Annotated in this window: 22 protein-coding genes and 1 tRNA gene; 6 read left to right on the forward strand and 17 right to left on the reverse strand. The window is 61.8% G+C overall.

Translation table 11 applies throughout. From position 1 onward, the window contains the following. Positions 1-10: 10 nt before the first annotated feature. The 3 genes from ACSFDB_RS08420 to ACSFDB_RS08430 form a co-directional block, all read right to left on the reverse strand. Positions 11-1,012 carry a DUF7972 family membrane protein gene (locus ACSFDB_RS08420; protein ID WP_440770554.1) on the reverse strand — a complete coding sequence of 334 codons (1,002 nt, stop codon included), beginning with the start codon at positions 1,010-1,012 and terminating at the stop codon, positions 11-13. Further along, entirely contained in the window at positions 1,009-1,203 is a 195-nt protein-coding gene (locus ACSFDB_RS08425; RefSeq protein ID WP_440770555.1) for a DUF4177 domain-containing protein, read from the reverse strand. The genes ACSFDB_RS08420 and ACSFDB_RS08425 overlap by 4 nt, the downstream gene beginning before the upstream one ends. 209 nt (positions 1,204-1,412) lie before the next feature. Beyond that, entirely contained in the window at positions 1,413-2,321 is a 909-nt protein-coding gene (locus ACSFDB_RS08430) for a sensor histidine kinase (RefSeq protein ID WP_440770556.1), read from the reverse strand. Positions 2,322-2,535: 214 nt separating this feature from the next. On the opposite strand from ACSFDB_RS08430, the gene ACSFDB_RS08435 reads away from it, so the two are divergent. Together ACSFDB_RS08435 and ACSFDB_RS21035 are read left to right on the forward strand one after the other, a co-directional pair. After that, positions 2,536-3,582, forward strand: coding sequence for a PAS domain-containing sensor histidine kinase (locus ACSFDB_RS08435; protein ID WP_440770557.1), 1,047 nt, complete (start codon positions 2,536-2,538; stop codon positions 3,580-3,582). Positions 3,583-4,082: 500 nt separating this feature from the next. Next, positions 4,083-4,481: an Ig-like domain-containing protein gene (locus ACSFDB_RS21035; protein ID WP_502260886.1), complete on the forward strand. Its 399-nt coding sequence runs from the start codon at positions 4,083-4,085 to the stop codon at positions 4,479-4,481. Between the two features lie 321 nt (positions 4,482-4,802). Here ACSFDB_RS21035 and ACSFDB_RS08440 read toward each other — a convergent pair. The 12 genes from ACSFDB_RS08440 to ACSFDB_RS08495 all read right to left on the reverse strand — a co-directional run bounded on the left by ACSFDB_RS08440 (position 4,803) and on the right by ACSFDB_RS08495 (position 14,769). Beyond that, positions 4,803-4,874: transfer RNA gene (locus ACSFDB_RS08440), tRNA-Ala, on the reverse strand. Positions 4,875-5,088: 214 nt separating this feature from the next. Continuing rightward, the gene (locus tag ACSFDB_RS08445) at positions 5,089-5,799 is read right to left on the reverse strand and encodes a rhomboid family intramembrane serine protease (protein WP_440770558.1); all 711 of its coding nucleotides are present in this window, start codon (positions 5,797-5,799) and stop codon (positions 5,089-5,091) included. A gap of 413 nt (positions 5,800-6,212) precedes the next feature. Then, positions 6,213-6,521: a 30S ribosomal protein S10 gene (gene rpsJ / locus ACSFDB_RS08450; RefSeq protein ID WP_006090080.1), complete on the reverse strand. Its 309-nt coding sequence runs from the start codon at positions 6,519-6,521 to the stop codon at positions 6,213-6,215. Beyond that, positions 6,522-7,787, reverse strand: coding sequence for a translation elongation factor EF-1 subunit alpha (gene tuf / locus ACSFDB_RS08455; protein ID WP_090302991.1), 1,266 nt, complete (start codon positions 7,785-7,787; stop codon positions 6,522-6,524). Positions 7,788-8,282: 495 nt separating this feature from the next. Beyond that, positions 8,283-9,230: a homoserine dehydrogenase gene (locus ACSFDB_RS08460; protein WP_090302990.1), complete on the reverse strand. Its 948-nt coding sequence runs from the start codon at positions 9,228-9,230 to the stop codon at positions 8,283-8,285. Beyond that, entirely contained in the window at positions 9,227-9,787 is a 561-nt protein-coding gene (locus ACSFDB_RS08465) for an amino acid-binding protein (protein WP_440770559.1), read from the reverse strand. The genes ACSFDB_RS08460 and ACSFDB_RS08465 overlap by 4 nt, the downstream gene beginning before the upstream one ends. 205 nt (positions 9,788-9,992) lie before the next feature. After that, entirely contained in the window at positions 9,993-10,382 is a 390-nt protein-coding gene (locus tag ACSFDB_RS08470; RefSeq protein WP_440770560.1) for a NifU family protein, read from the reverse strand. A gap of 93 nt (positions 10,383-10,475) precedes the next feature. Continuing rightward, positions 10,476-11,861 (reverse strand): hypothetical protein, encoded by a 1,386-nt coding sequence (locus ACSFDB_RS08475; RefSeq protein WP_440770561.1) that lies wholly within the window; start codon positions 11,859-11,861, stop codon positions 10,476-10,478. A 176-nt stretch (positions 11,862-12,037) separates the two neighbouring features. After that, a complete protein-coding gene (locus ACSFDB_RS08480) occupies positions 12,038-12,280 on the reverse strand; it encodes a hypothetical protein (RefSeq protein ID WP_440770562.1) in 243 nt (80 codons plus the stop codon). A 211-nt stretch (positions 12,281-12,491) separates the two neighbouring features. Then, positions 12,492-13,463 (reverse strand): ROK family protein, encoded by a 972-nt coding sequence (locus ACSFDB_RS08485; RefSeq protein WP_440770563.1) that lies wholly within the window; start codon positions 13,461-13,463, stop codon positions 12,492-12,494. Between the two features lie 179 nt (positions 13,464-13,642). Further along, positions 13,643-14,107, reverse strand: a complete 465-nt coding sequence (locus tag ACSFDB_RS08490) for a universal stress protein (protein WP_440770564.1) — start codon at positions 14,105-14,107, stop codon at positions 13,643-13,645. A gap of 197 nt (positions 14,108-14,304) precedes the next feature. After that, a complete protein-coding gene (locus tag ACSFDB_RS08495) occupies positions 14,305-14,769 on the reverse strand; it encodes a universal stress protein (protein WP_440770565.1) in 465 nt (154 codons plus the stop codon). 150 nt (positions 14,770-14,919) lie between these two features. Here ACSFDB_RS08495 and ACSFDB_RS08500 point away from each other — a divergent pair, with 150 nt between their 5' ends. Then, positions 14,920-15,660, forward strand: a complete 741-nt coding sequence (locus ACSFDB_RS08500; RefSeq protein WP_440770566.1) for an SDR family NAD(P)-dependent oxidoreductase — start codon at positions 14,920-14,922, stop codon at positions 15,658-15,660. Positions 15,661-15,830: 170 nt separating this feature from the next. On the opposite strand, the gene ACSFDB_RS08505 is transcribed toward ACSFDB_RS08500, so the two are convergent. Together ACSFDB_RS08505 and ACSFDB_RS08510 are read right to left on the reverse strand one after the other, a co-directional pair. Then, positions 15,831-16,121: a hypothetical protein gene (locus tag ACSFDB_RS08505; protein WP_440770567.1), complete on the reverse strand. Its 291-nt coding sequence runs from the start codon at positions 16,119-16,121 to the stop codon at positions 15,831-15,833. Between the two features lie 111 nt (positions 16,122-16,232). Further along, positions 16,233-16,730, reverse strand: a complete 498-nt coding sequence (locus tag ACSFDB_RS08510) for a GNAT family N-acetyltransferase (protein ID WP_440770568.1) — start codon at positions 16,728-16,730, stop codon at positions 16,233-16,235. 138 nt (positions 16,731-16,868) lie between these two features. Here ACSFDB_RS08510 and ACSFDB_RS08515 point away from each other — a divergent pair, with 138 nt between their 5' ends. The 3 genes from ACSFDB_RS08515 to ACSFDB_RS08525 all read left to right on the forward strand — a co-directional run bounded on the left by ACSFDB_RS08515 (position 16,869) and on the right by ACSFDB_RS08525 (position 18,867). Next, positions 16,869-17,330, forward strand: coding sequence for an MOSC domain-containing protein (locus ACSFDB_RS08515; RefSeq protein WP_440770569.1), 462 nt, complete (start codon positions 16,869-16,871; stop codon positions 17,328-17,330). A gap of 101 nt (positions 17,331-17,431) precedes the next feature. Beyond that, positions 17,432-18,229: a YqcI/YcgG family protein gene (locus tag ACSFDB_RS08520; RefSeq protein WP_440770570.1), complete on the forward strand. Its 798-nt coding sequence runs from the start codon at positions 17,432-17,434 to the stop codon at positions 18,227-18,229. Continuing rightward, the gene (locus ACSFDB_RS08525; RefSeq protein WP_440770571.1) at positions 18,229-18,867 is read left to right on the forward strand and encodes a cysteine hydrolase family protein; all 639 of its coding nucleotides are present in this window, start codon (positions 18,229-18,231) and stop codon (positions 18,865-18,867) included. The genes ACSFDB_RS08520 and ACSFDB_RS08525 overlap by 1 nt, the downstream gene beginning before the upstream one ends. Positions 18,868-18,895 lie beyond the last annotated feature (28 nt).

Consider the following 18,895-nt stretch of genomic DNA (forward strand, 5'->3'; position numbering starts at 1 on the left):
TTCTGCGAACTCAGTCCCCGCGGAGGACGAGCGGCCCCATCGCGGACGTTCGCTTCGCGATCGTCGCCAGCCGGAGGATGTACGAGACGAACAGCAAGAACGGCAGGACACAGATCGTGTACGCGGCACAGATGACCCACAACCAGACGTCGACGCCGAGGAGCGTGCCGCTGATCGAGGTTCCGTCGACGAGCATCACCATGCCACCCGCGACGACGAGCGCCGGCACCGCGAGATACAGAATCCCCTGCGAGAGTTTGACCAGCGACCACTGGAAGTAGAGCGTCTTGATGTACTCGCGGGCGGGCCCGTACATCGTAAGCGCCTCGAGCGTTTCGCGTCCCGCCTCGCGTTGTGCCGTCGTGAGGTGGTCTTTGTGTTCGTCCAGCAGCCAGCGCAGGTCGTACATCTTCCGGTCGTAGTTGTAGTTCAGCGCGGCCTTCATCACCGCGAAAGAGCCGAAATCGGCGTTCTCGAGCTGATCCGTCGCCACCTCGGCGTTCTCGAGCAGGTCCTCGACGTACGCCTCGGTGTGCTCCCGGAAGTCTTCGTCGTCGCTCTTCTGGACCGCGTTCTCGAACGCGCGGGCGCGGTCGCTGGTCGCGTCGATGAGTTCCTTGAGAAAGAGCGCCGGATTGGCGGGGCTCGGAAACTCGAGCAGTTCGTCGGTGTTCTTGTAGAAGTCCATCGCGAGATCCATCCGCCGACGCTGGCTGCCGAGCGGGCCGATTTCCTGGGAGAGGACGAGCTGATTGATCGAGACGACCAGCGTGGTCCCGGTGATGAGCGCGCCGATCAGCGCCTGGAACGACATCTTGACCCAGTCGGTGGTCAACAGCACCTCCTGTGCCGACGGCGGGTTCGAGACCCCCCAGAGCAACAGCGCCCCGAAGATCCCGGCGGCCATCGCCCCGGTGAGCGCCCACCGATTCGCGTTGAGCAACACCCAGAGCTTGTAGCGGTTCTCGGCGGCCCGGCCCCGCATCGTGTTGGCGGACGAGAAGTCCTTCATGCCTCCTCGAGCGACCGCTCGAAGATCAGGTACTTCGTGCCGCCGCCGTCGTAGGAGACGGTCTCCACGAGACGCCACCCCTCCGCGGCCAGTTCGTTGAGTCGCTGCTCTGGGTTGGCGGACTCGCGTTTCGTGAGCTCCGTCGGGGGCTCGACGGCTTTGTACTCCCAATCGGCGGACTCGCTGGTCATTTCCGTACTAGATCACTCGGTGACAAGTGATGGTTGTCCCTGCACCTGATAGAGCTATTTGGGTGAGCAGGGTGGATGGTAGCTCGAAAAGAACGCTCTGCGTTCGGCACGACTGGAACCGCGGACCTGACTCGGACCGATCCCGGTGTCTCGGTGTGAGATTTGGAGGGGAGCACGATAGTAGCCGCTGGAGGGGACAGTGTGCCCGGTTACTGCAATTCGAACCGAGCATCGCCCTCTCGCGATTCCATAAGCGCAACTTCAAACCCATGATCGGCGGCAATTCGACCTACAATCGTCAATCCGACGCCGTTCCCACTGTAACCAGTCGTAAACCCGTGTTCGAACACCTGCTCTCGTTTCTCTGGTGGAATTCGCGTTCCAGTATCCTCGACGTAGAATCCACCCCCAGTGGGGCCGACTCGGACAGTTACATCCGTTCCACCACGGCCGACTGCGTTTCGAAACAGGTTTTCGAAAAGTGCCTGAAGTTGGCTCCTGTCGCCCTGGATGACGCAGTTTTGCGTTTCAAGGGGAGCAGACTGTGTATCGATGAATTTCCACGCCTCTCGTGCGACCTCGGGTAGCGAGACAGATTTGCGGGTATTTGACGGGGTATTGGTTCGGGTGAGTGCGGTGAGATCTACGATGAGATCCGCTACTCGTTCCAATGCGTTCTCGATTCCATCTAAATAGCTGTCGTCACCCGTCTCGCGATATTGCTCGAGTTCACCGATTGCCATCGATACGGGATTTTGAAGGTCGTGAGAAACCATACTCGTAAACTGATCGAGGCGCTTATTTTGATCGGCGAGCCCCGGCGCTGTCTGGCGAGCTTCAGTGACATCTTGTGTGACTAAAATGCCGTATGGCTCATCGCCAACACGTACTGATCTCGTCTCAATGTGGTGGATCTGGCCCTGGTATTCCGTGTCGAACGACCGAGAGCCCCCTGCAATCGTAGCGTGGAGGTTCGGTTTCAGTACGGCAACCGTTTCGTCTGGGAAAAGCTCATCAACGTGTTTGCCGACCATCTCTGTTGCTTTCCGTTGTGAGAACGGGAGCGCCTCAGGGCCAACAATACGATAGCGACGGTCAGCATCGAGCAGTACTAACAACCGTTTGGGAAGTTTGCAATCAGCATCCGATCACCGTGCGACGGTAGGTTTTTGTCTTTCATGAGTGTCCTTAGTATTCAATAACTCGATATTTCATCTGTTAAGGATGTTGGCCTGGAATTTAAAGTGAAAGTTCATATATGAATTGAGAGAGCCAATAGGCAACCGTTTCCGGGGTTCGTTCGTTTATATAATTTTACTTACTAACTGGGGTATGGCTGATTTGCAGAATGTCGTACTGCCGAATTCTTTCGATGATCTGAAAATTGGAGTCACGTTGCACGAACCAGAAACAGGAGAGATACTCGACGTGAACAAGCCGCTGGAACAATTATACGGCTACACTCGAGCAGAGCTACGAGAAATGGAAGTCGGAGACTATACGGCGTCAACAAAGCGGTTCACCCAAGAAAAAGCGGTCCGGCGAATCCAGGCGGCCGCTGATGGGGACGAGCAGGTATTTGAGTGGCAAATCGAACGCGCTACTGGTGAGTTAGTCTGGGTTCGTGCGTGTCTGAATCGCACGACGATCGATGAGGCGACATGTGTCATTGCAGAGATTCGAGACATTACGGAATACAAGGCTCGAGAGCGGCGATTACGACTCCTTAATCGAGTTATCCGCCACAATCTACGAAACGAGACGAACATACTCATCGGCTACGCTGATCGCCTCAGAAGTGCAATCGAGGAGGAGACTCTCGAGGAGGAAGTCGAAACAATCGTCGAGATCGCCATGGAAATCGGAACGTTGAGCGACTCGATTCAACAGGTCGAAGAGATCGCAGAACCCGGCGCAACAGAGCGATCGCCCACAAACGTCACACGATTGATCACGGAAGTCGCTACGGAGATCCAATCGGAGTATCCAGCCGCCGAACTGACTGTCGATATCGAATCGGACGTTCTCGTGAACGCCGATAAGGGACTCCACTACGCTACGAAGCACGCTCTCGAAAATGCAATCGTCCACAGCGACGATGAGGCACCCATCGTTGAAATTTCGGTCACCGAAAACACCGACACTGGTCGGGGAGTCATCCAAATTTCCGATACTAATTCGATTATTCCAGCTGTCGAAGTCGACGTGCTCAAAGAGGATGTAACGGCGAGCACTACCTTTCACGGGTCCGGTGTTGGCCTCTGGGTGATGCAATGGTGTGTCGATTCGCTCGGCGGTGAACTCATCTTCGAGGAGGATTCCCCTGACGGGAATATTGTTCGCTTTTTATTGCCACAGACCGATCGCTGTGTGAGGTAGCACGTTCCACACCGCGTTCACCGTTCAGGGATCGCAGTGCAGTCACGGTGTCGTTGTTACTTTCAACGACGGTCTCTCATCCTCGTATCTTCTACTCGAGCGAGCCGGGCACCACCTCACAGCCACAGGGCGAGACCGTGGCCGTCACCGGCCCGGCGACCACCGTCATCGTAACTGGCTCCGGGGCATTTCAGCGCATGCCTCCTGCGGCGGTTGGAGTCGTCGCTTCCGCCCCGAATATCAACTCATCATAACTTATAGCTACTGCTCCTGGCTGGACTGAGCGATTGTAGGAGACGGCTCGAGGCCGTCGTCGCTAGCCGTCGGATTCTCGAGTGCCGACGTTCGCGAACGCATCGCGAATCGTCGGTCCCGTGATCAATACCCGTGTAGTAAGCGGCCACGGTCGTCGAAATGTCCATTCGCTGTGACCGGTCCCCTTGATAGCTGCGTCCGGAAGAGTTCAGAAGAACTATAACTTTCATCTGGAAGGTACTCGCATGAAGCGACGCGCGCTCCTGTCGACAACCGGCGTTTCGCTCCTCTGTGTGGCTGGATGCACGTCCGTCGACGACGACCCAGCGCTCCCACTTCTGGATTGGGTCTCCGTCCGGAACCGATACAGTGAGCCTCGGGATGTAGACGTTACCGTCACAGAGGTCGGGGAAACGCGTTATTCGGAGACATCTACGGTCGATCCCGGATCGGAATTCGCCGAAGAGACCCCCGTCGACGGGGCCGGTCAGTACCTCATCCGAGCCGCTACCAACGATAGCGAGCAAGAAGTTGCCGCCGCTGACAACATCGACGGTGAGGAACGGTGTGTCAGCATTCGGTTCGAAATCAGCAGTACCGGCGGGTTCACTCACCCGTCGATCATTTCCTCTCGTGACTGCTGAGTGTCGAAACCGTATCGAGCCGTCTTCGATTGTGGATCGTTCGGTGTGGCTCGAGAAGTGTCTGCTTCAGCGACTATCCGAATAATTCAAAGCGGTACAGAATTCTGATGGGAGAGATTTGAACCCGTTGTGAGACGGTTGCCTCACTCCGTTCGGCACTGCGACTCACAGGGGTCCAAATCCCAGCTTCGACGACGATTTGCGCGGCTCGCGAGTTTGCTCGCCGCGCAGAAATCATGGACTCGCTGGGATTGAGCAAACCCGAAGGGTTTGCGATGTACAGCGAGTCCACGACTGAACGAGCGAAGCGACGTGAAGAAGTGGACTCGCTGGGATTTGAACCCAGGGCCTCTTCCTTGCGAAGGAAGCGATCTACCACTGATCTACGAGCCCTCGACCGTTCCTAACCTCGGTTTCTATTTGTAGCTTGTGTTTCGTAGACGACCCGAGAGGTGCCACCACGCCACCCGTTCGGACCATAAATGCAGATAGTATAATCGTGAGTAGTATAATCGTGATTCGCTAATCACGATTATTCTTCGTACACACCGAAACACCCGTCTCGAGGACACCCACGATCCGGATAGTATCGCACCAAACCAGTCAGCTACAGCCTCGAGCCACGCCCACCCGACCCGCCGACGTGTAACACCCGAAGCCGTCCGGCCAACAGTCCGACGAGGAAGCCGGTGAAGTGTGCGAACAGGGCGATTCCGAGGCCACCGGTCGCCAGCGTCACGGCGATCGCCAGGCCGACGAACACCAGGACGGCGAACCATTGCGGGACATCGATGAACGATGCCAACCCGGCCGACAGTCGGTTCGAGGCGATCAGGTAGCCCAACAGGGCGAAGACGGCCCCGCTGGCGCCGAGGACCGGAGCCTGTTCGACCCAGCCGCCGACGAGGGGCATCCCTTCGAAGACCCCACTGAGGACGATCTGTGAGATTCCGGCGATCACGCCCGTCACCAGGAAGAACGTGTGGAATCGAAGTCGAGTGGTCGCCCGGGCGACGGGCCAACCGAAGACGATCAGCGCGAGGCTGTTCGAGAGCAGGTGGCCGATGTTCCCGTGGGCGTAGACGCTCGTGACGATCGTCCACGGGTTGGTCGTCAACGGCGGCGCGAGGACGAACAGGCCGGCCATCACGCCGATCCCGATGATCGCCGTCAGCTGCTGGGCGGCGAAGACGACGACGAAGACGATCAGGAGTTCGACGATGGGGCTGCTCGAGCCCTCGGCCGTCCCGTCGTCTCCACTAGAACCGGACCGCAGAGAGGTTCCCGACTGTGACCGCGACCGCGAGCGCCTCGACATACGAGTCTCTGCGACGGCGACCGACAAAAGCCTCCGCACTGACTCGTGGAGCGTGAGAATAGCGAGTAAGACCCGAATGTGGTACGTGGTAGTGAACGTGGACGGGATTTCGGTCCGGACTCGAGTGGATCGCTGGTGAGGGTTTAGACCGGCTGTCGATTACGACTCGAGTATCCTGCTCGTGCTGGCGGCTATGAGGGCCACACCCTCCCCAGCCGATTCGCTCGCTCCTTTCAGTCGCTCACTCATCCCTCACGCGACTTCGTGCCGCGGTTCGTCAACGTCTCACCGCGGCACAGCACGCGCCACTGCACGTGGACTGACGGTATGTACTCAGTACGTAGGTAATCACACAGCCATTGCTGCGAACCAGCAACCCACGCGCAAAAACGGTGAAAAACGCGAATCGACCGTTAGTCTTCGAGGACGATCTCGATCGAGACGTCGTTCGGCACCTGAATGCGCATGAGCTGGCGGAGTGCGCGTTCGTCGGCGTCCAGATCGATCAGGCGCTTGTGGACGCGCATCTCCCAGTGCTCCCACGTGGCAGTGCCTTCGCCGTCAGGCGACTTCCGGGTCGGCACCTCGAGGGTCTTCGTCGGCAGCGGGATCGGACCGCTCAGGTTGACGCCGGTATTGTTCGCAATCTCGCGGACGTCGTCACAGATGTCGTCTAAGTCTTCTGGACTCGTGCCCGCGAGTCGAACGCGTGCCTGCTGCATTTATTCTTTCTCGTGAACTTCGAGGACCTTTCCGGCCGCGATGGTCTGACCCATGTCGCGGATGGCGAAGCTCCCGAGTTCTGGGATCTCGCTCGACGGCTCGATGCTGAGTGGCTTTTGTGGTCGGATGGTGACCACAGCAGCGTCACCCGACTGGATGAAGTCGGGGTTCTCCTCGGCGACCTCGCCGCTTGCTGGGTCCATCTTCTTGTCGATGGACTCGATCGTACACGCGACCTGTGCGGTGTGTGCGTGGAAGACCGGCGTGTAACCGGCCGTGATCACGGACGGGTGCTGCATGACGACGACCTGGGCCTGGAACGTCTCGGCGACGCTCGGTGGGTCGTCGGCTGGGCCACAGACGTCACCGCGGCGGATGTCGTCCTTACCGATGCCACGAACGTTGAATCCAACGTTGTCACCGGGCTCTGCTTTTGGCACCTCTTCGTGGTGCATCTCGATCGTCTTCACTTCGCCGCCCACGTCGCTGGGCTGGAAGGAGACGTTGTCGCCGATGTTCATGACACCGGTCTCGATACGGCCGACTGGGACGGTACCGATACCCGAGATCGTGTAAACGTCCTGGATCGGGAGTCGGAGCGGCGCGTCTGTCGGTGGCTCCGGCGCCGGCAGGTCGTTGAGTGCCTCGAGCAGGGTACGGCCGTCGTACCACGGCGTGTTCTCGGAGGCTTCGGCGATGTTGTCGCCTTCGAACGCCGAGATCGGGATGAACGAGGCGTCGTCGGTCTGGAACTGAACCTGCTTGAGCAGCTGGTTCACTTCGTCGACGACGTCGTTGAAGGTGTCCTCCTTGTAGTCGACGACGTCCATCTTGTTGATGCCGATGATGAGTTCGTCGATACCGAGGGTTCGGGCCAGGAACACGTGCTCCTGGGTCTGGGGCGCGACACCGTCGTCAGCGGCGACGACGAGGACGGCGTTGTCCGCCTGAGATGCGCCCGTGATCATGTTCTTCACGAAGTCGCGGTGGCCAGGACAGTCGACGATGGTGAAGTCGTAGGCGTCCGTCGAGAACTCCTGGTGGGCGATGTCGATGGTGACACCACGCTCTCGCTCTTCGGCGAGGTTGTCCATGACGTAGGCGAACTCGAATCCACCCTTGCCCTTCTCTTCTGCTTCTTCGCGGTGCTGTTCGATGACGTGCTCTGGTACGCTGCCTGTCTCGTACAGGAGGCGTCCCACGAGCGTGCTCTTCCCGTGGTCAACGTGGCCGATGATGGCCAGGTTCTGATGTTGTTCGCTCATTGTTGTAGCTCACGCGCAGAGGCGCTTATATCGGTCTCTTTTGCTCGTTGCGGTTAAAACCATTTCGAAAGCGTATTTTGCCGAACCCGGCGCCTTCTTGCGGTTTGCCTAGCGTTCACACGGTGTGGGGACTCCGATTCACGGCTCCCATCGGCCAACGAGAGCAACTGAGCGGCGAGGAGGCGCCGTTCGAACGCCGGCAGCGCCCCGAACCGATCGGTCTCCCGTCGCCCGCACGCCACCGAAGAGCCAGATCCGGTGGGAGAGCGGGAGTTCGACCGGAGAGCGATAGGTCGGCGGTAAAGCGGTAGGTCGGCGGTAGAAGGGGAGTTCGGCGGTGATGCACCAGCACCAGTTCGTACGTCAACGCACGTGCGCGAAAGAAGTCAAAATTTCCGAACTGATCGACGAACCACACCGATCACTCGAGAATGAGACGTCGGTACCGACAGGGACGACTACGGCCGATGCACGGAGTTGGCCACGAACCGACCCTTACAGCGGCGGCAGTCGTCCGACGTCGGAGAGGACGGCAGTCGCCGTCTCCGGACCGCCCGCACCGCGACCGCTCGAGTGCAGCGAGCCCGCGTTGCGGGTCTCTATCTGGACGATGTTTCGCGTCCCGGTGACGGCCAGCGGGCCGTTCTCGGGGACGAGTCGCGGCCCGACGCGGACGCCGTCGCGGGTCGCCTCGCCGATGAGTCGGATCGTTCGGCCGTCCTCCGCGGCGAGGTCGAGCGCGCTGCCGGGAATCGACTGGATGCCCTCGACCGTCGCGTCCTCGAGCGAGAACCCGCCGTCGGCCAGCACGTTCGCGAGGATGACGAACTTGAGCGCGGCGTCGGTGCCGTCGACGTCGAACGTCGGATCGGCCTCGGCTACGCCGAGGTCTTGGGCCTCCGCGAGGACGTGCTCGTAGTCCAGTCCCTCCGCGGCCATCCGCGTGAGGATGAAGTTCGCGGTGCCGTTGAGTACCCCGCGAACCGCAGTCACGGCCTGGGGCGTCGAGTCCTCGATCGTCGAGAGCACCGGAATCGCGCCGCCGACGGTAGCCTCGAACCGGATCGAGCCCGCACTATCGGCTTCGAGCGCGCGGAGTTCCTCGTACCGTTCCGCGACGGGGCCCTTGTTCGCAAGCACGACGTGGCGGTCGGCCTCGAGTGCGCGCTCGACGTGCGAGAAGCCGGGTTCGGCGTCGCCGAGCGTCGTCGGCGTCGCCTCCACGAGCACGTCGTACTCGCTCTCGAAGACATCGGCGGGATCGCTCGAGCCCAGCGCGTCGCCACCGGCCTTGCGCTCGAGTGCGCCCTCGATGTCGATCCCGTCGGCGTCGACCGTGGCGGTCGTGGAGTCGGCGAGCGCGACGACATCGTGTCCGTATTCACCCGCGAGGTCGGCCACCGAGCGGCCGACGTCACCGGCGCCGAGGATTGCGAGTTTCATGCGGCATCACCTCCGAGGAGGGGTTCGACGACAGTGAGCGCTTTGTCCGAGCCGATCGAGCGAATCGCCTCGAGCGCCGCCTCAGTCTGGCCGGAGTCGATAGCCAGTCGGATCCGAGCGCTCGAGACCGCTTCCGTCCCGTTGGGTGCTGAAAGCGAGAGGTCCCGAACGACGGCGTTCGCTTCGTCTTCGATCCGCGAGAGCGTGTTCGAGAGGTCGTGTTCGACGATGTTGCCGACCAACACGACGTTGATCTCCTCGCCGTAGTGTTCCGCACCGGCCTGAATCACGTTGACGCCGGCGTCGCGCAGGGCGTCGACGATACCGTCAAATCGGTCCGGCGGGGACTCGAGATCGACCTCGACAGGGATGTGCCCGCGCGGGGTCATGTTGCCGCGCTCGTGGTGGATACTCAGGAGATTCCCACCGTTGTCCGCGATGGGGGCGAGCGCACGAAGTAACTCGCCGGGTTCGTCGACGAGTTCGAGGCGGACGGTGTAGGCGCGAACGCCGCCATCTGTCTCGGCGTCGTCTCCGTCGGCAGCCTGATCACTCATAGCCGTCACCTCCTGTTCGCGTGCGTCCACACGTCTTCATGGTGTACGACTCCGTAATGGGCGCGTAAAAGGATATAGGAATTCCCAAAATGATCCGCCCCTGTTACCGTCACGCACGCCGCGTCGGGCCGGAGATCGCTCGGGTAATCGACCCCCGTGGTCGACTCGGCCCGGTCCGGTCGCGAAACCGGAGCCGGATCGAGACTCAGAGGTGGTCCTTGCCGGGGTTCGAGGAGCCCCAGTCGCCGCGGCCACCCTCGGTGCGATCGACCCCCATGATCGACTCGGCCTGATCCGGGCCGCCGAGGCTCTCGCGGGGATCGGGGACGCGGACGGTGATCTCGTCGATTTCGGGCCACGTGAGGAGTTCGGCCTCGATGTTGCTCGACGTGATACCGCTGACCGAACAGCCCTCGCAGCCGCCGCCCAGTTCGATGATCACCTCGCCGGTCTCGGGGTCGGCTTCCCGGACGGCGCTCGTTCCGCCGTGCATCTGGATGATCGGCATCTCGCGGGTGAGCCAGGACTCGACGCGCTCTTTGAGCGACGGCTCGCCGTCGGCCTCGGCGTCGGCTGCCGCGTCGGGAGTAGTCATTGTTCGACCTACGGGCCCGAGCGGTGAATAAGGTTTTGACAGCTGCTACCATCCATCAGGATCGATCCTGAGGATTTCGGCCGACAAAAGCGGTTACCGATCGGCGTCGTCGCGACGACGAAGCCACTCGAGTGCGACGGCCCCGCCGGCGACGCCGGCGAGACCGGCCGCGCCGGTGAATCCGGGGATCGAATCGAGCGGGCCGCGAGACGCGCTCGAGTCGGGATCGGGGTCGGTCGGGAAGGTGTACAGCGCGCCCTCGGTCTCCGCGCCGGGAATGAGCGGCGTGCTGCTCGCGACGAACGTCTCGTTGTCGGCGACGCGAGCGGTCCAGAAGCCGGCCGCGTCGGTGTCGCGCCAGTGGGCGAGTTCCTCGGGCTCGGCCGGGTCGCTCACGTCGTGGATCTTGATGCCGCCCTGGTACCACGAGGAGTAGAGACGGTCGTCGCGCAGTTCGAAGTTGTGGGCCGTCGTCCACTCCTCGCCGTAGTAGGAGGCGTCGTCCGCGGGCGGCGCATCGATCGAGACGAGCTCCTCGGGATCGGTCGGGTCGCTCACGTCGTAGAGGTCGATTCCGCCCGGACCGTCGGGTTCGTCACCGCCCGTCGCCCAGGCTTCTCGGCCGACTGCGAGGAGGTCGCCGGTGTCGTCGACCGCCGAGTAGTGATCGTTGCCCGGAAGCCCCATCTGTGCCTCGCCGTCGTCGAGCGCGAGCGACTCCTCGAGATCGGTGTCCATCACGCGCGAGACGTATTCGGGCTCGGTGGGATCGCTCACGTCGATCAGGTAGGTCCCGGCGTTCCAGTGGGCGAGATAGGCGATCTCGTCGTGGACGTAGACGTCGTGGTTGTACCGCGCGAGCCAGTAGACCTCCTGCCACTCTGGCTCGTGCTCGACGAGCGACCAGCGGCCGATCTCCTCGACGTCGTCGTCGCTCACGTCAAATATGACGAGCGGGTTTGCCGACTCGCTGTTGGCGACCACGTAGAGCAAATCGTCCGCGAAAAAGCAGTTGTGGATGTGGTAGCCGGTTTCGTAGGGCTCGCCGACGGCGACCGGATCGGCGGGGTCGCTCACGTCGTACAGTTCGAACCCGTGGAAGACGTCGTCCTCCTGCTGGTTTGCCGGGCCGGCGACGACCAGTCGGTTGCCGTCGACTTTCACGTCGAGGATCTCCCGAAACGGCGTGTCGTCGACCTCGAGCGGGAATCGGTCTGCGAGCAGTTCGGGCTCGGACGGATCGCTAATATCGACCGTCGCGAAGCCGTCTGTAGTGGCGAGATAGACCGTCTCCCCGCCGTCGCCGACGACGGCTTCGGCGGCCCCGGTAACGTCGACGCGTCCGAGCGGTTCGTAGCCGTCGGGCGTGCTCTCGGCCGCGGCCGCCGTGGCTCGAGTCGTCGCCGTGAGGACGGCCTCCGAGAGCGCCACGGCAACTCCGGCCGCCCCGCTCGTTCGGAGGAACTCTCTCCGCTGCATAGGATAGCCTCGTCCCGGTCGCTCAAGTAACGCGTGGTCGGTTCCCGGTCAGTGAGTGAGCGTCTGCCGATCGGACAGCGAGAGACGCGACGCCGAGACCGCGACTCGACACAGTTGTCAGATGTCGATCTAGTCATCGAATGTCGTATTGGTTCATCAGACACCGTTTCGGGCCATTAGACACCGTGTCGGTCCCGACAGTCGTCACAGATCATCGAACTGAACCACTTTCGCTCGCCGCAGCCGTGACAGATCTGGTGCCACTCGAACTCGAGGTCGACGTCGGTGGTCGTCGACTCTGCCTCCGTCTCACACAGCGCACTCTCGATAGAGTGCCTCGTGATCGTGACCGAATCCGGATTGACGAGGAGTATCGACAGCTCCTCACAGTCCCCCCGGACGTCGTCCCCCGTAGCCATCGTGACCGGTCAGATATTACCGTCCACAATAAGCGTTCTCCCCAACAGTACAAGAAACGATGAATTAACAGGAATCGGTTACCTGTTCGAATCTGCCCGTAATTCGCGATTCTACCAGCGTCAGCGTGTGAACCGACCGGCTACGGCCCGTTACCAACTCGCAGCGGAGATCCTCCCGGTGCAATCGACGAGTGGCCGAACAATCGCGCGACTACAGTCGCTGGCGGTCGCCCGTCCCGCCGGTCAGGGCACTCGCGAGCGCGCCCTCGACGACCACGTCGTCGCCCTGGTCCGTGACGCGAATCTCCGGGACGTTCGTCATCACCGATTCCGCGACGCGTTCGCGGATCGGGTCGACGACCAGCTCCTCGTTGTGTAAGGCGACGGCGCCGCCGAAGGAGACGACGATCGGCGCGAACGCGTGGATGACGTTCGTGACGCCCATCGCGTTCCAGTGGGCGAGTTGCTCGATCGCGTAGTCGGCGAGTTCGTCCTCGCCGGCCAGTTCGAAGACGTCTTTCGCCGTGAAATCGGGTCCGTCGAGCGGCAGATCCGTCTCGATGGTCGGGTCGTCCTCGGCGAGCAGTCGGGCGTAGTCCGGGATCGCATTGCCCGAACAGTAGGCCTCCCAGTGGCCGTCGCGGCCGCAGCCACAGGTCAGGCGACCGCGCGGATCGACGACGTAGTGGCCCACCTCGCCGGCGTTGCCGTCCCAGCCGCTCACCACGTTGCCGTCACAGCAAACGCCGGCTCCGATCCCCGAGGAGATGGTGATGTAGACCATGTCGTCGGGGTTTCGGTCGGCGTGGAACCGCTCGCCGATGACGCCGGCGTTGGTGTCGTTGTGGAGGTAGACCTCGTCGCTGTCGATCAGTTTCTCGATGGGACCCGTCAGGGGGATCCGATCGATCGAATCGGGAAGGTTCGCGGGATCGATCACGGCCCCCTCTGCGAGATCGAACGGGCCGATAGAGCCGATTCCGGCGGCAACGATCTCCGTCGGCGTGATCCCGGCGTCACCACACGCGCCGCGAAGCGTCCGCAAGACGCCCTCCGTCACGTCGATTCCCGTCGGTCCGCGCGGCGTCGCCCGGCGGTCCGCGCCGATCGTCGTCCCGTCCTGTTCGGCGACGACCGCCCGGACGTTGGTCGCGCCCAGATCGACGCCGGCATAGTAGTCCATGCTGTCCTAGACAGTGCCGTCGCCGTACTTAACTACACAGATCGTACTCGACTACGAGTAGTGTTTACAAACGATTATGTCAGCCGTCCGTACGAGAACACGGGAGCCAACTCGAGCGGGCTCGACGAGCCGGCAGTCTGATTCGGCGCCCGAGGACCGACGAAAGCGGAAGCAGCCGGCTACTCCATGACGTCCAGATCGCGGAAGTAGGTGACCGGGCAGGGTGCCTGCAGGATGATCTCCTGGGAGACCGAGCCCAGCACGGCCTTCTCCGCGGGGGAGCGGCGTCGGCCGCCGACGACCATCCGATCCGCGTCGACCTCGATCGCCATGTCGACGACCTTGCTGCTGACCTCGCCGAGTGCACCGCGGACCTCGTAGTCGACGCCGGCGTCGGCGAAAATCTCCTCCAGATCCCCCACCGGTGCGCGCCGGGCGGCGACCTCGTCGGGGTCGACGTCCTCCACGCGGGCGTCGAAGCCGAGGTCATCGTGGATATCCTCGTACTCGTCTTCCGTGAACGCGTGACCGATCACGACCCTCGCATCGAGCGGCTCTGCGATCTCGAGGACGGTATCTGCGAGTTCCCCCGCTCGGACGGTATCCATCGGCCCGACAGCAAGCAGTATCGTATCGATCGCCATACCACCACAGTGGTGGTGCCACCCGCTTAAGTATTCTCGTCGTCGCAGTATTCCCGAACCGGGCGAAACCGACTCGAGAGGGGTCTTCGTCGCCGTTTCGTGATCGGGATGACCGCGTGACTACTGGCGTCGGGAGCGAGTGTCAGCCCCGGAGACCGAAGAACGCAGCGCGACTACCGCGTCGACGTCCTGTCCGATCACTCGTCGATATCGTCGCTTCGGACGAACGTCACCGGGCACGGTGCCGACAGCAGGACCTCCTGAGCCGTCGAGCCGAACACCGCTTTCCCGGTCGGCGATCGACGGCGGCCGCCGACGATCACTCGATCGACGTCGTTGCTGGTCGCGAGATCCACGATCGTCGGCCCGTGCTCGCCGATCGCGCCCTTGATTACGTAGTCGACGTCGTGTTCGTCGAGTATGGTGCGGAGATCGATGATCGACTGATGGCGTCGAGCGACGTCGTCGGGATCGATCTCGTCGGTAGCGCGGTCGAACTCGAGGCGGGTGAGGACGTCGTCGTACTCGCTGCTGGTGAACACGTGCGCAAGGACGACGGTCGCGTCGGCCGGCTTGGCTACTTCGACGACGGACTTCGCCAATTCGTCGATTCGATCGGCGTCGCCGGGTCCGACGGCGAGCAGGACGGTTTCTAACTCCATACTGCCACTATTCCAACGGAGTACCGTAAAGCCACGTTTTTTGCGAACGTCCCGATCCGTCTCGTTCGGCCGCAGCGGGCCACGTACGCCACACAAGGGCCGTCGTTCCGGTCGCTTTTTCCACGCCGAACCCGATAAGAGAGACGAGACATGGATGGACCAGATTTGGCTGATCGAACGGTGCTCGTAACGGGGAGCGCGAGGGGCGTCGGCCGGAAACTCCTGCTGGCGACGGCCGACTGCGGGGCGAAGACGGCCGTCCACTACCACACGAGCGCCGACGCGGCCCGCGAGGTGGCCGACGACGCGCTCGAGCGCGGCGCGAGCGACGCGATGACGGTGCAGGGAGACGTCACCGATCCCGAGAGCGTCGACGGCATCTTCACGGCCGTCGAGTCCGAACTCGGTCCCGTCGACGTCCTCGTGAACAACGTCGGCGACTTCGCGCCCAGCCACTGGGAGGAGATCGAGTTCGACGCCTGGAACCGGGTGCTCGAGACCAACCTCAACGGCACCGCACTCTGTTCGAAACGCGCCCTGTCGAACCTGCGCGAGGGCGAGTACGGCCGGATCGTGAACATCGGCTACGCCTCGAGCGAGAAGGGCCTCGTCAGCCCGAAGAACTTCCCCTACTTCGTCGCGAAGGCTGGGGTGGTGATGTTCACGCGGATGCTCGCGGCCGATACGCAGGACGACGGACTGACGGTCAACGCCATCTCGCCGTACGTCGTCGAGAACTCCGACGAATTTCCCGAGGAACTGCCTCGGGATCGGCCCGCGAGCTTCGAGGACCTGATCCAGCCGCTGTACTTCTTCCTCGATCCCGAAAGCGGGTACATCAGCGGGGAAAACGTGGAGGTCGACGGCGGCTGGTTGCCCGAGACGGTGTGAAAGACGGTCACCGGTAGTTGTACCGCGGCGTGAAGCGCCGCGGAACGTTTTTGGTCCAGATTTTTGCGAGGAGCAGTCTCGAACGGAGTGAGAGACCCGACGACGTAAAAAGGTGGGTGTAGAACGTGGAGGTCGACGGCGGCTGGTTGCCTGAGACGGTGTGAGGTGTGTTACAGGGCTTCGATATCGGCTTCAGTATGGCTACTCGAGATCCACGTCCGGTCGTTGCCCTCGACGAACGCTGTGAACTCCCAGACGGACAGTTCGGTCCGTTCGGCGGCCGTTGTGAGCGTTATCTCTCCATTGACGAGTCGCTCGAGGAGTCGTTCACGACGTCGGTTCTCGAGTCCTACTGCGAGGAGTTTCCGGACGGCTGTACGCCGGTCGGGGCCCTCTTTCTCCGTGAGTTTCTTGAGGTCAGCCTCGAGTTCCTCGGACACTCGGAACGAAATTGTCTCCATACGTAATCATCGTATCCAGTGTACCGTATACGTTACTGGTAGAATATAAATCGTGCATACTTACCAATTCCAACTAGGCGATTGGTCTGATATGACGGGAGGATCTGCCTCTCACAACGTCTTTTTCATCTCGACGGCCGGCCCCTCCACTTCGCCGCCGAACTTATGGGTGATCTCCTCGACGGTTTCGAATCCACGACCTTCATAAAATCCGCGAGCGTTGATTGACGCCCACAATCCTAAGGAATCGAGTTGAAGTCTCCTAGCTTCACTCTCCAGTTCTTGGTAGATTGCCGTTCCAACACCATGCCGGGTGAAGTCTGGGTGGACATAGACCGCTCGGATTTCTCCCTCAACGTCGGCTTGAAAATACTCCTCTGCCTCAGGTCGTAACTCTCCGAAGCCCACGAGCCCATCATTGATTTCGGCCACCAGAAAGTAGGTTTCGTCCGATTCGATTTGATATTTGTCCGGATCCTTCCCCGCTGCCCACGCAGATACGACATCCCGCGAATACGCCACTTGGGCGAGTTCTCGGATGGATTTTTCATGCATATTAGCCACCGACTCAGCATCCGGTCTGACGGCTTCTCGCACGATTGGTTCCATGCAATCAGATTGCATGTCAAGTGTTTAATTGTTTTGTCTGTGCTGATCAGCGAAAGTTCCGATTGGACCACTTTCGAAGTAGTTCGAGATAGCCGTAAAATCACATTGTATAACTCGAGCCACCCCGACGAGACACACATGACCGCCAAAGTACGTACGATTCACATCGCACCCGAACAGGGCGCATCGATGGAACGACTCGAAGAGGTGCGCGCCGTCGCCGACCAGGGACTCGAGGGCGACCGCTACTTCGACACCGACGGGACGTTCGCGGATCGGAACGGCAGCGACCTCACGCTCATCGAACGCGAAGCCCTCGAGGGCGTTGCCGAGGAGTACGACATCAGCCTCGAGCCGGGCGTCCACCGTCGGAACGTGACAACCGAGGGTATCGCGTTGAACCATCTCGTCGGGGAACAGTTCCGCGTCGGCGACGTTGTCTGCGAGGGCGTCGAACTCTGCGAGCCGTGTTCGTACCTCGAGCGACACCTCGAGAAACAGGGCGTCCGGGAGGCGTTGATCCACCGCGGCGGGCTTCGAGCGCGGATTCTCGAGGGCGGGGACGTTACGACCGGCGCACCGATCGAACGGGTCGAATAACGAAAGATCGATCCTGGGAGAGGAATAACACCCACATATGTTCGGCCGGACAGCGGTCAGGGAAACAAAAGCTACATTTTCGTGAGGCCGAAGGGGAACGTATGAACGAGCCGGGTATCCAGTCGCTGATGGATCAGGAGACGCTCGAGCGACGCGTGCAGGCCGGCGAGACCCCCGGATGGGTCGTCGACCACTGGGAGACGTTCCGAGACGGGCTGCTCGGCGAGCGAAACGGGACGCCGTTTCCCTGTTTCTTCGGGGCCGAATCCGTCCAGCAGGGCGACCCGCTTTACACCGCCGTCCCCTCGATGAGCGACGCGGACGCACTCCTGACGCTTCGGGATCGCATCCTCGAGTACCTCGAGCTCTATCGAGACCACTCCGAGCGCGCGTCGCTGGTCACCTTCTTCGAGCCGCCCGAGCGGTCGCTCTCCGAGCGAGAGTACCACGACGCGCTCTGGCACATCCTCCAGACGCTGCACCTCCACGATCCCGAGCCCTGGCCCGAGGACATCCCCACCGATCCGGACGACCCCTACTGGGAGTTCTGCCTCGGCGGCGAGCCGATGTTCCCGACCTGTCGAGCACCGTTTTACGACCAACGAAAGAGTCGGTACTGTCCGATCGGCCTCGAGATCACGTTCCAGCCCCGCGCGCTGTTCGAGAACATGGGCGTCACGGGCGACACCGAGGCCGGCCAGCACGCCCGCGAGGTCATCCAGGACCGACTCGAGGAGTACGACGGCGTCTGCCCGCACGCCGACCTCGGCGACTGGGGCGTCGACACCGACCGCGAGTGGCCCCAGTATCTGTTTTCGGAGGACGAAGCGCAGGCTCCCTCGACGTGTCCGATCACGGTTACGCGGGAGCATCCGAAACCGGCCGCGAGGTTGCCGTAATGGCGGGTCGGAACCGCGGGGACGATCGGAACTGCGGAAACGATCGAAACCGCGGAGACGGCCGGAGCCGCGAAGATGGTCGGCTCGAGAACGCCGCACTCCTCCTGATCGACCTCCAGACGGGGTTCGACGACGCCGGATGGGGAACTCGGAACAATCCCGAGGCCGAGGCGAACGCGGCGCGGCTGCTCGCACGCTGGCGCGAGACGGATCGACCAGTGGTCCACGTCCGCCACGACTCCACGGAACCCGACTCGCCGCTGCGGGGCGATGGACCCGGCTTTGCGTTCAAATCCGAGACGGCCCCGCTCGAGGACGAGCCGACGATGACGAAATCGGTCAACAGCGCGTTCATCGGGACGAGTCTCGAGAACTGGCTTCGCGAGCGAGGGATCGAAACGGTCGTCGTCGTGGGGCTCACGACCGACCACTGCGTTTCGACGACGACGCGGATGGCGGAGAACCTGGGGTTCGATCCGATCGTGGTCGCCGACGCGACCGCGACCTTCGACCGGCGATTCGACGGTGAGGCGTTCGATGCGGAGACCGTTCACCGAATCGCGTTAGCCCACCTCGAGGGCGAGTTCGCGGACGTGGTTCGGACTGGGGAGTTGGTCGAACTCGAGTCGGAGTCGTAGCGCGGTCGAGTATTTCGAGGTGTATTCT

Source organism: Natronorubrum amylolyticum, from assembly GCF_052040145.1.
Classification (GTDB): Archaea; Halobacteriota; Halobacteria; order Halobacteriales; family Natrialbaceae; genus Natronorubrum.

What these genes read in the sequence shown, in the direction of transcription:
- ACSFDB_RS08420 (WP_440770554.1), bottom strand. Translation starts at nt 1,012, where the DNA reads ATGAAGGACTTCTCGTCCGCCAACACGATGCGGGGCCGGGCCGCCGAG.
- ACSFDB_RS08425 (WP_440770555.1), bottom strand. Translation starts at nt 1,203, where the DNA reads ATGACCAGCGAGTCCGCCGATTGGGAGTACAAAGCCGTCGAGCCCCCG.
- ACSFDB_RS08435 (WP_440770557.1), top strand. Translation starts at nt 2,536, where the DNA reads ATGGCTGATTTGCAGAATGTCGTACTGCCGAATTCTTTCGATGATCTG.
- ACSFDB_RS21035 (WP_502260886.1), top strand. Translation starts at nt 4,083, where the DNA reads ATGAAGCGACGCGCGCTCCTGTCGACAACCGGCGTTTCGCTCCTCTGT.
- ACSFDB_RS08445 (WP_440770558.1), bottom strand. Translation starts at nt 5,799, where the DNA reads ATGTCGAGGCGCTCGCGGTCGCGGTCACAGTCGGGAACCTCTCTGCGG.
- rpsJ (WP_006090080.1), bottom strand. Translation starts at nt 6,521, where the DNA reads ATGCAGCAGGCACGCGTTCGACTCGCGGGCACGAGTCCAGAAGACTTA.
- tuf (WP_090302991.1), bottom strand. Translation starts at nt 7,787, where the DNA reads ATGAGCGAACAACATCAGAACCTGGCCATCATCGGCCACGTTGACCAC.
- ACSFDB_RS08460 (WP_090302990.1), bottom strand. Translation starts at nt 9,230, where the DNA reads ATGAAACTCGCAATCCTCGGCGCCGGTGACGTCGGCCGCTCGGTGGCC.
- ACSFDB_RS08465 (WP_440770559.1), bottom strand. Translation starts at nt 9,787, where the DNA reads ATGAGTGATCAGGCTGCCGACGGAGACGACGCCGAGACAGATGGCGGC.
- ACSFDB_RS08470 (WP_440770560.1), bottom strand. Translation starts at nt 10,382, where the DNA reads ATGACTACTCCCGACGCGGCAGCCGACGCCGAGGCCGACGGCGAGCCG.
- ACSFDB_RS08475 (WP_440770561.1), bottom strand. Translation starts at nt 11,861, where the DNA reads ATGCAGCGGAGAGAGTTCCTCCGAACGAGCGGGGCGGCCGGAGTTGCC.
- ACSFDB_RS08480 (WP_440770562.1), bottom strand. Translation starts at nt 12,280, where the DNA reads ATGGCTACGGGGGACGACGTCCGGGGGGACTGTGAGGAGCTGTCGATA.
- ACSFDB_RS08485 (WP_440770563.1), bottom strand. Translation starts at nt 13,463, where the DNA reads ATGGACTACTATGCCGGCGTCGATCTGGGCGCGACCAACGTCCGGGCG.
- ACSFDB_RS08490 (WP_440770564.1), bottom strand. Translation starts at nt 14,107, where the DNA reads ATGGCGATCGATACGATACTGCTTGCTGTCGGGCCGATGGATACCGTC.
- ACSFDB_RS08495 (WP_440770565.1), bottom strand. Translation starts at nt 14,769, where the DNA reads ATGGAGTTAGAAACCGTCCTGCTCGCCGTCGGACCCGGCGACGCCGAT.
- ACSFDB_RS08500 (WP_440770566.1), top strand. Translation starts at nt 14,920, where the DNA reads ATGGATGGACCAGATTTGGCTGATCGAACGGTGCTCGTAACGGGGAGC.
- ACSFDB_RS08505 (WP_440770567.1), bottom strand. Translation starts at nt 16,121, where the DNA reads ATGGAGACAATTTCGTTCCGAGTGTCCGAGGAACTCGAGGCTGACCTC.
- ACSFDB_RS08510 (WP_440770568.1), bottom strand. Translation starts at nt 16,730, where the DNA reads ATGGAACCAATCGTGCGAGAAGCCGTCAGACCGGATGCTGAGTCGGTG.
- ACSFDB_RS08515 (WP_440770569.1), top strand. Translation starts at nt 16,869, where the DNA reads ATGACCGCCAAAGTACGTACGATTCACATCGCACCCGAACAGGGCGCA.
- ACSFDB_RS08520 (WP_440770570.1), top strand. Translation starts at nt 17,432, where the DNA reads ATGAACGAGCCGGGTATCCAGTCGCTGATGGATCAGGAGACGCTCGAG.
- ACSFDB_RS08525 (WP_440770571.1), top strand. Translation starts at nt 18,229, where the DNA reads ATGGCGGGTCGGAACCGCGGGGACGATCGGAACTGCGGAAACGATCGA.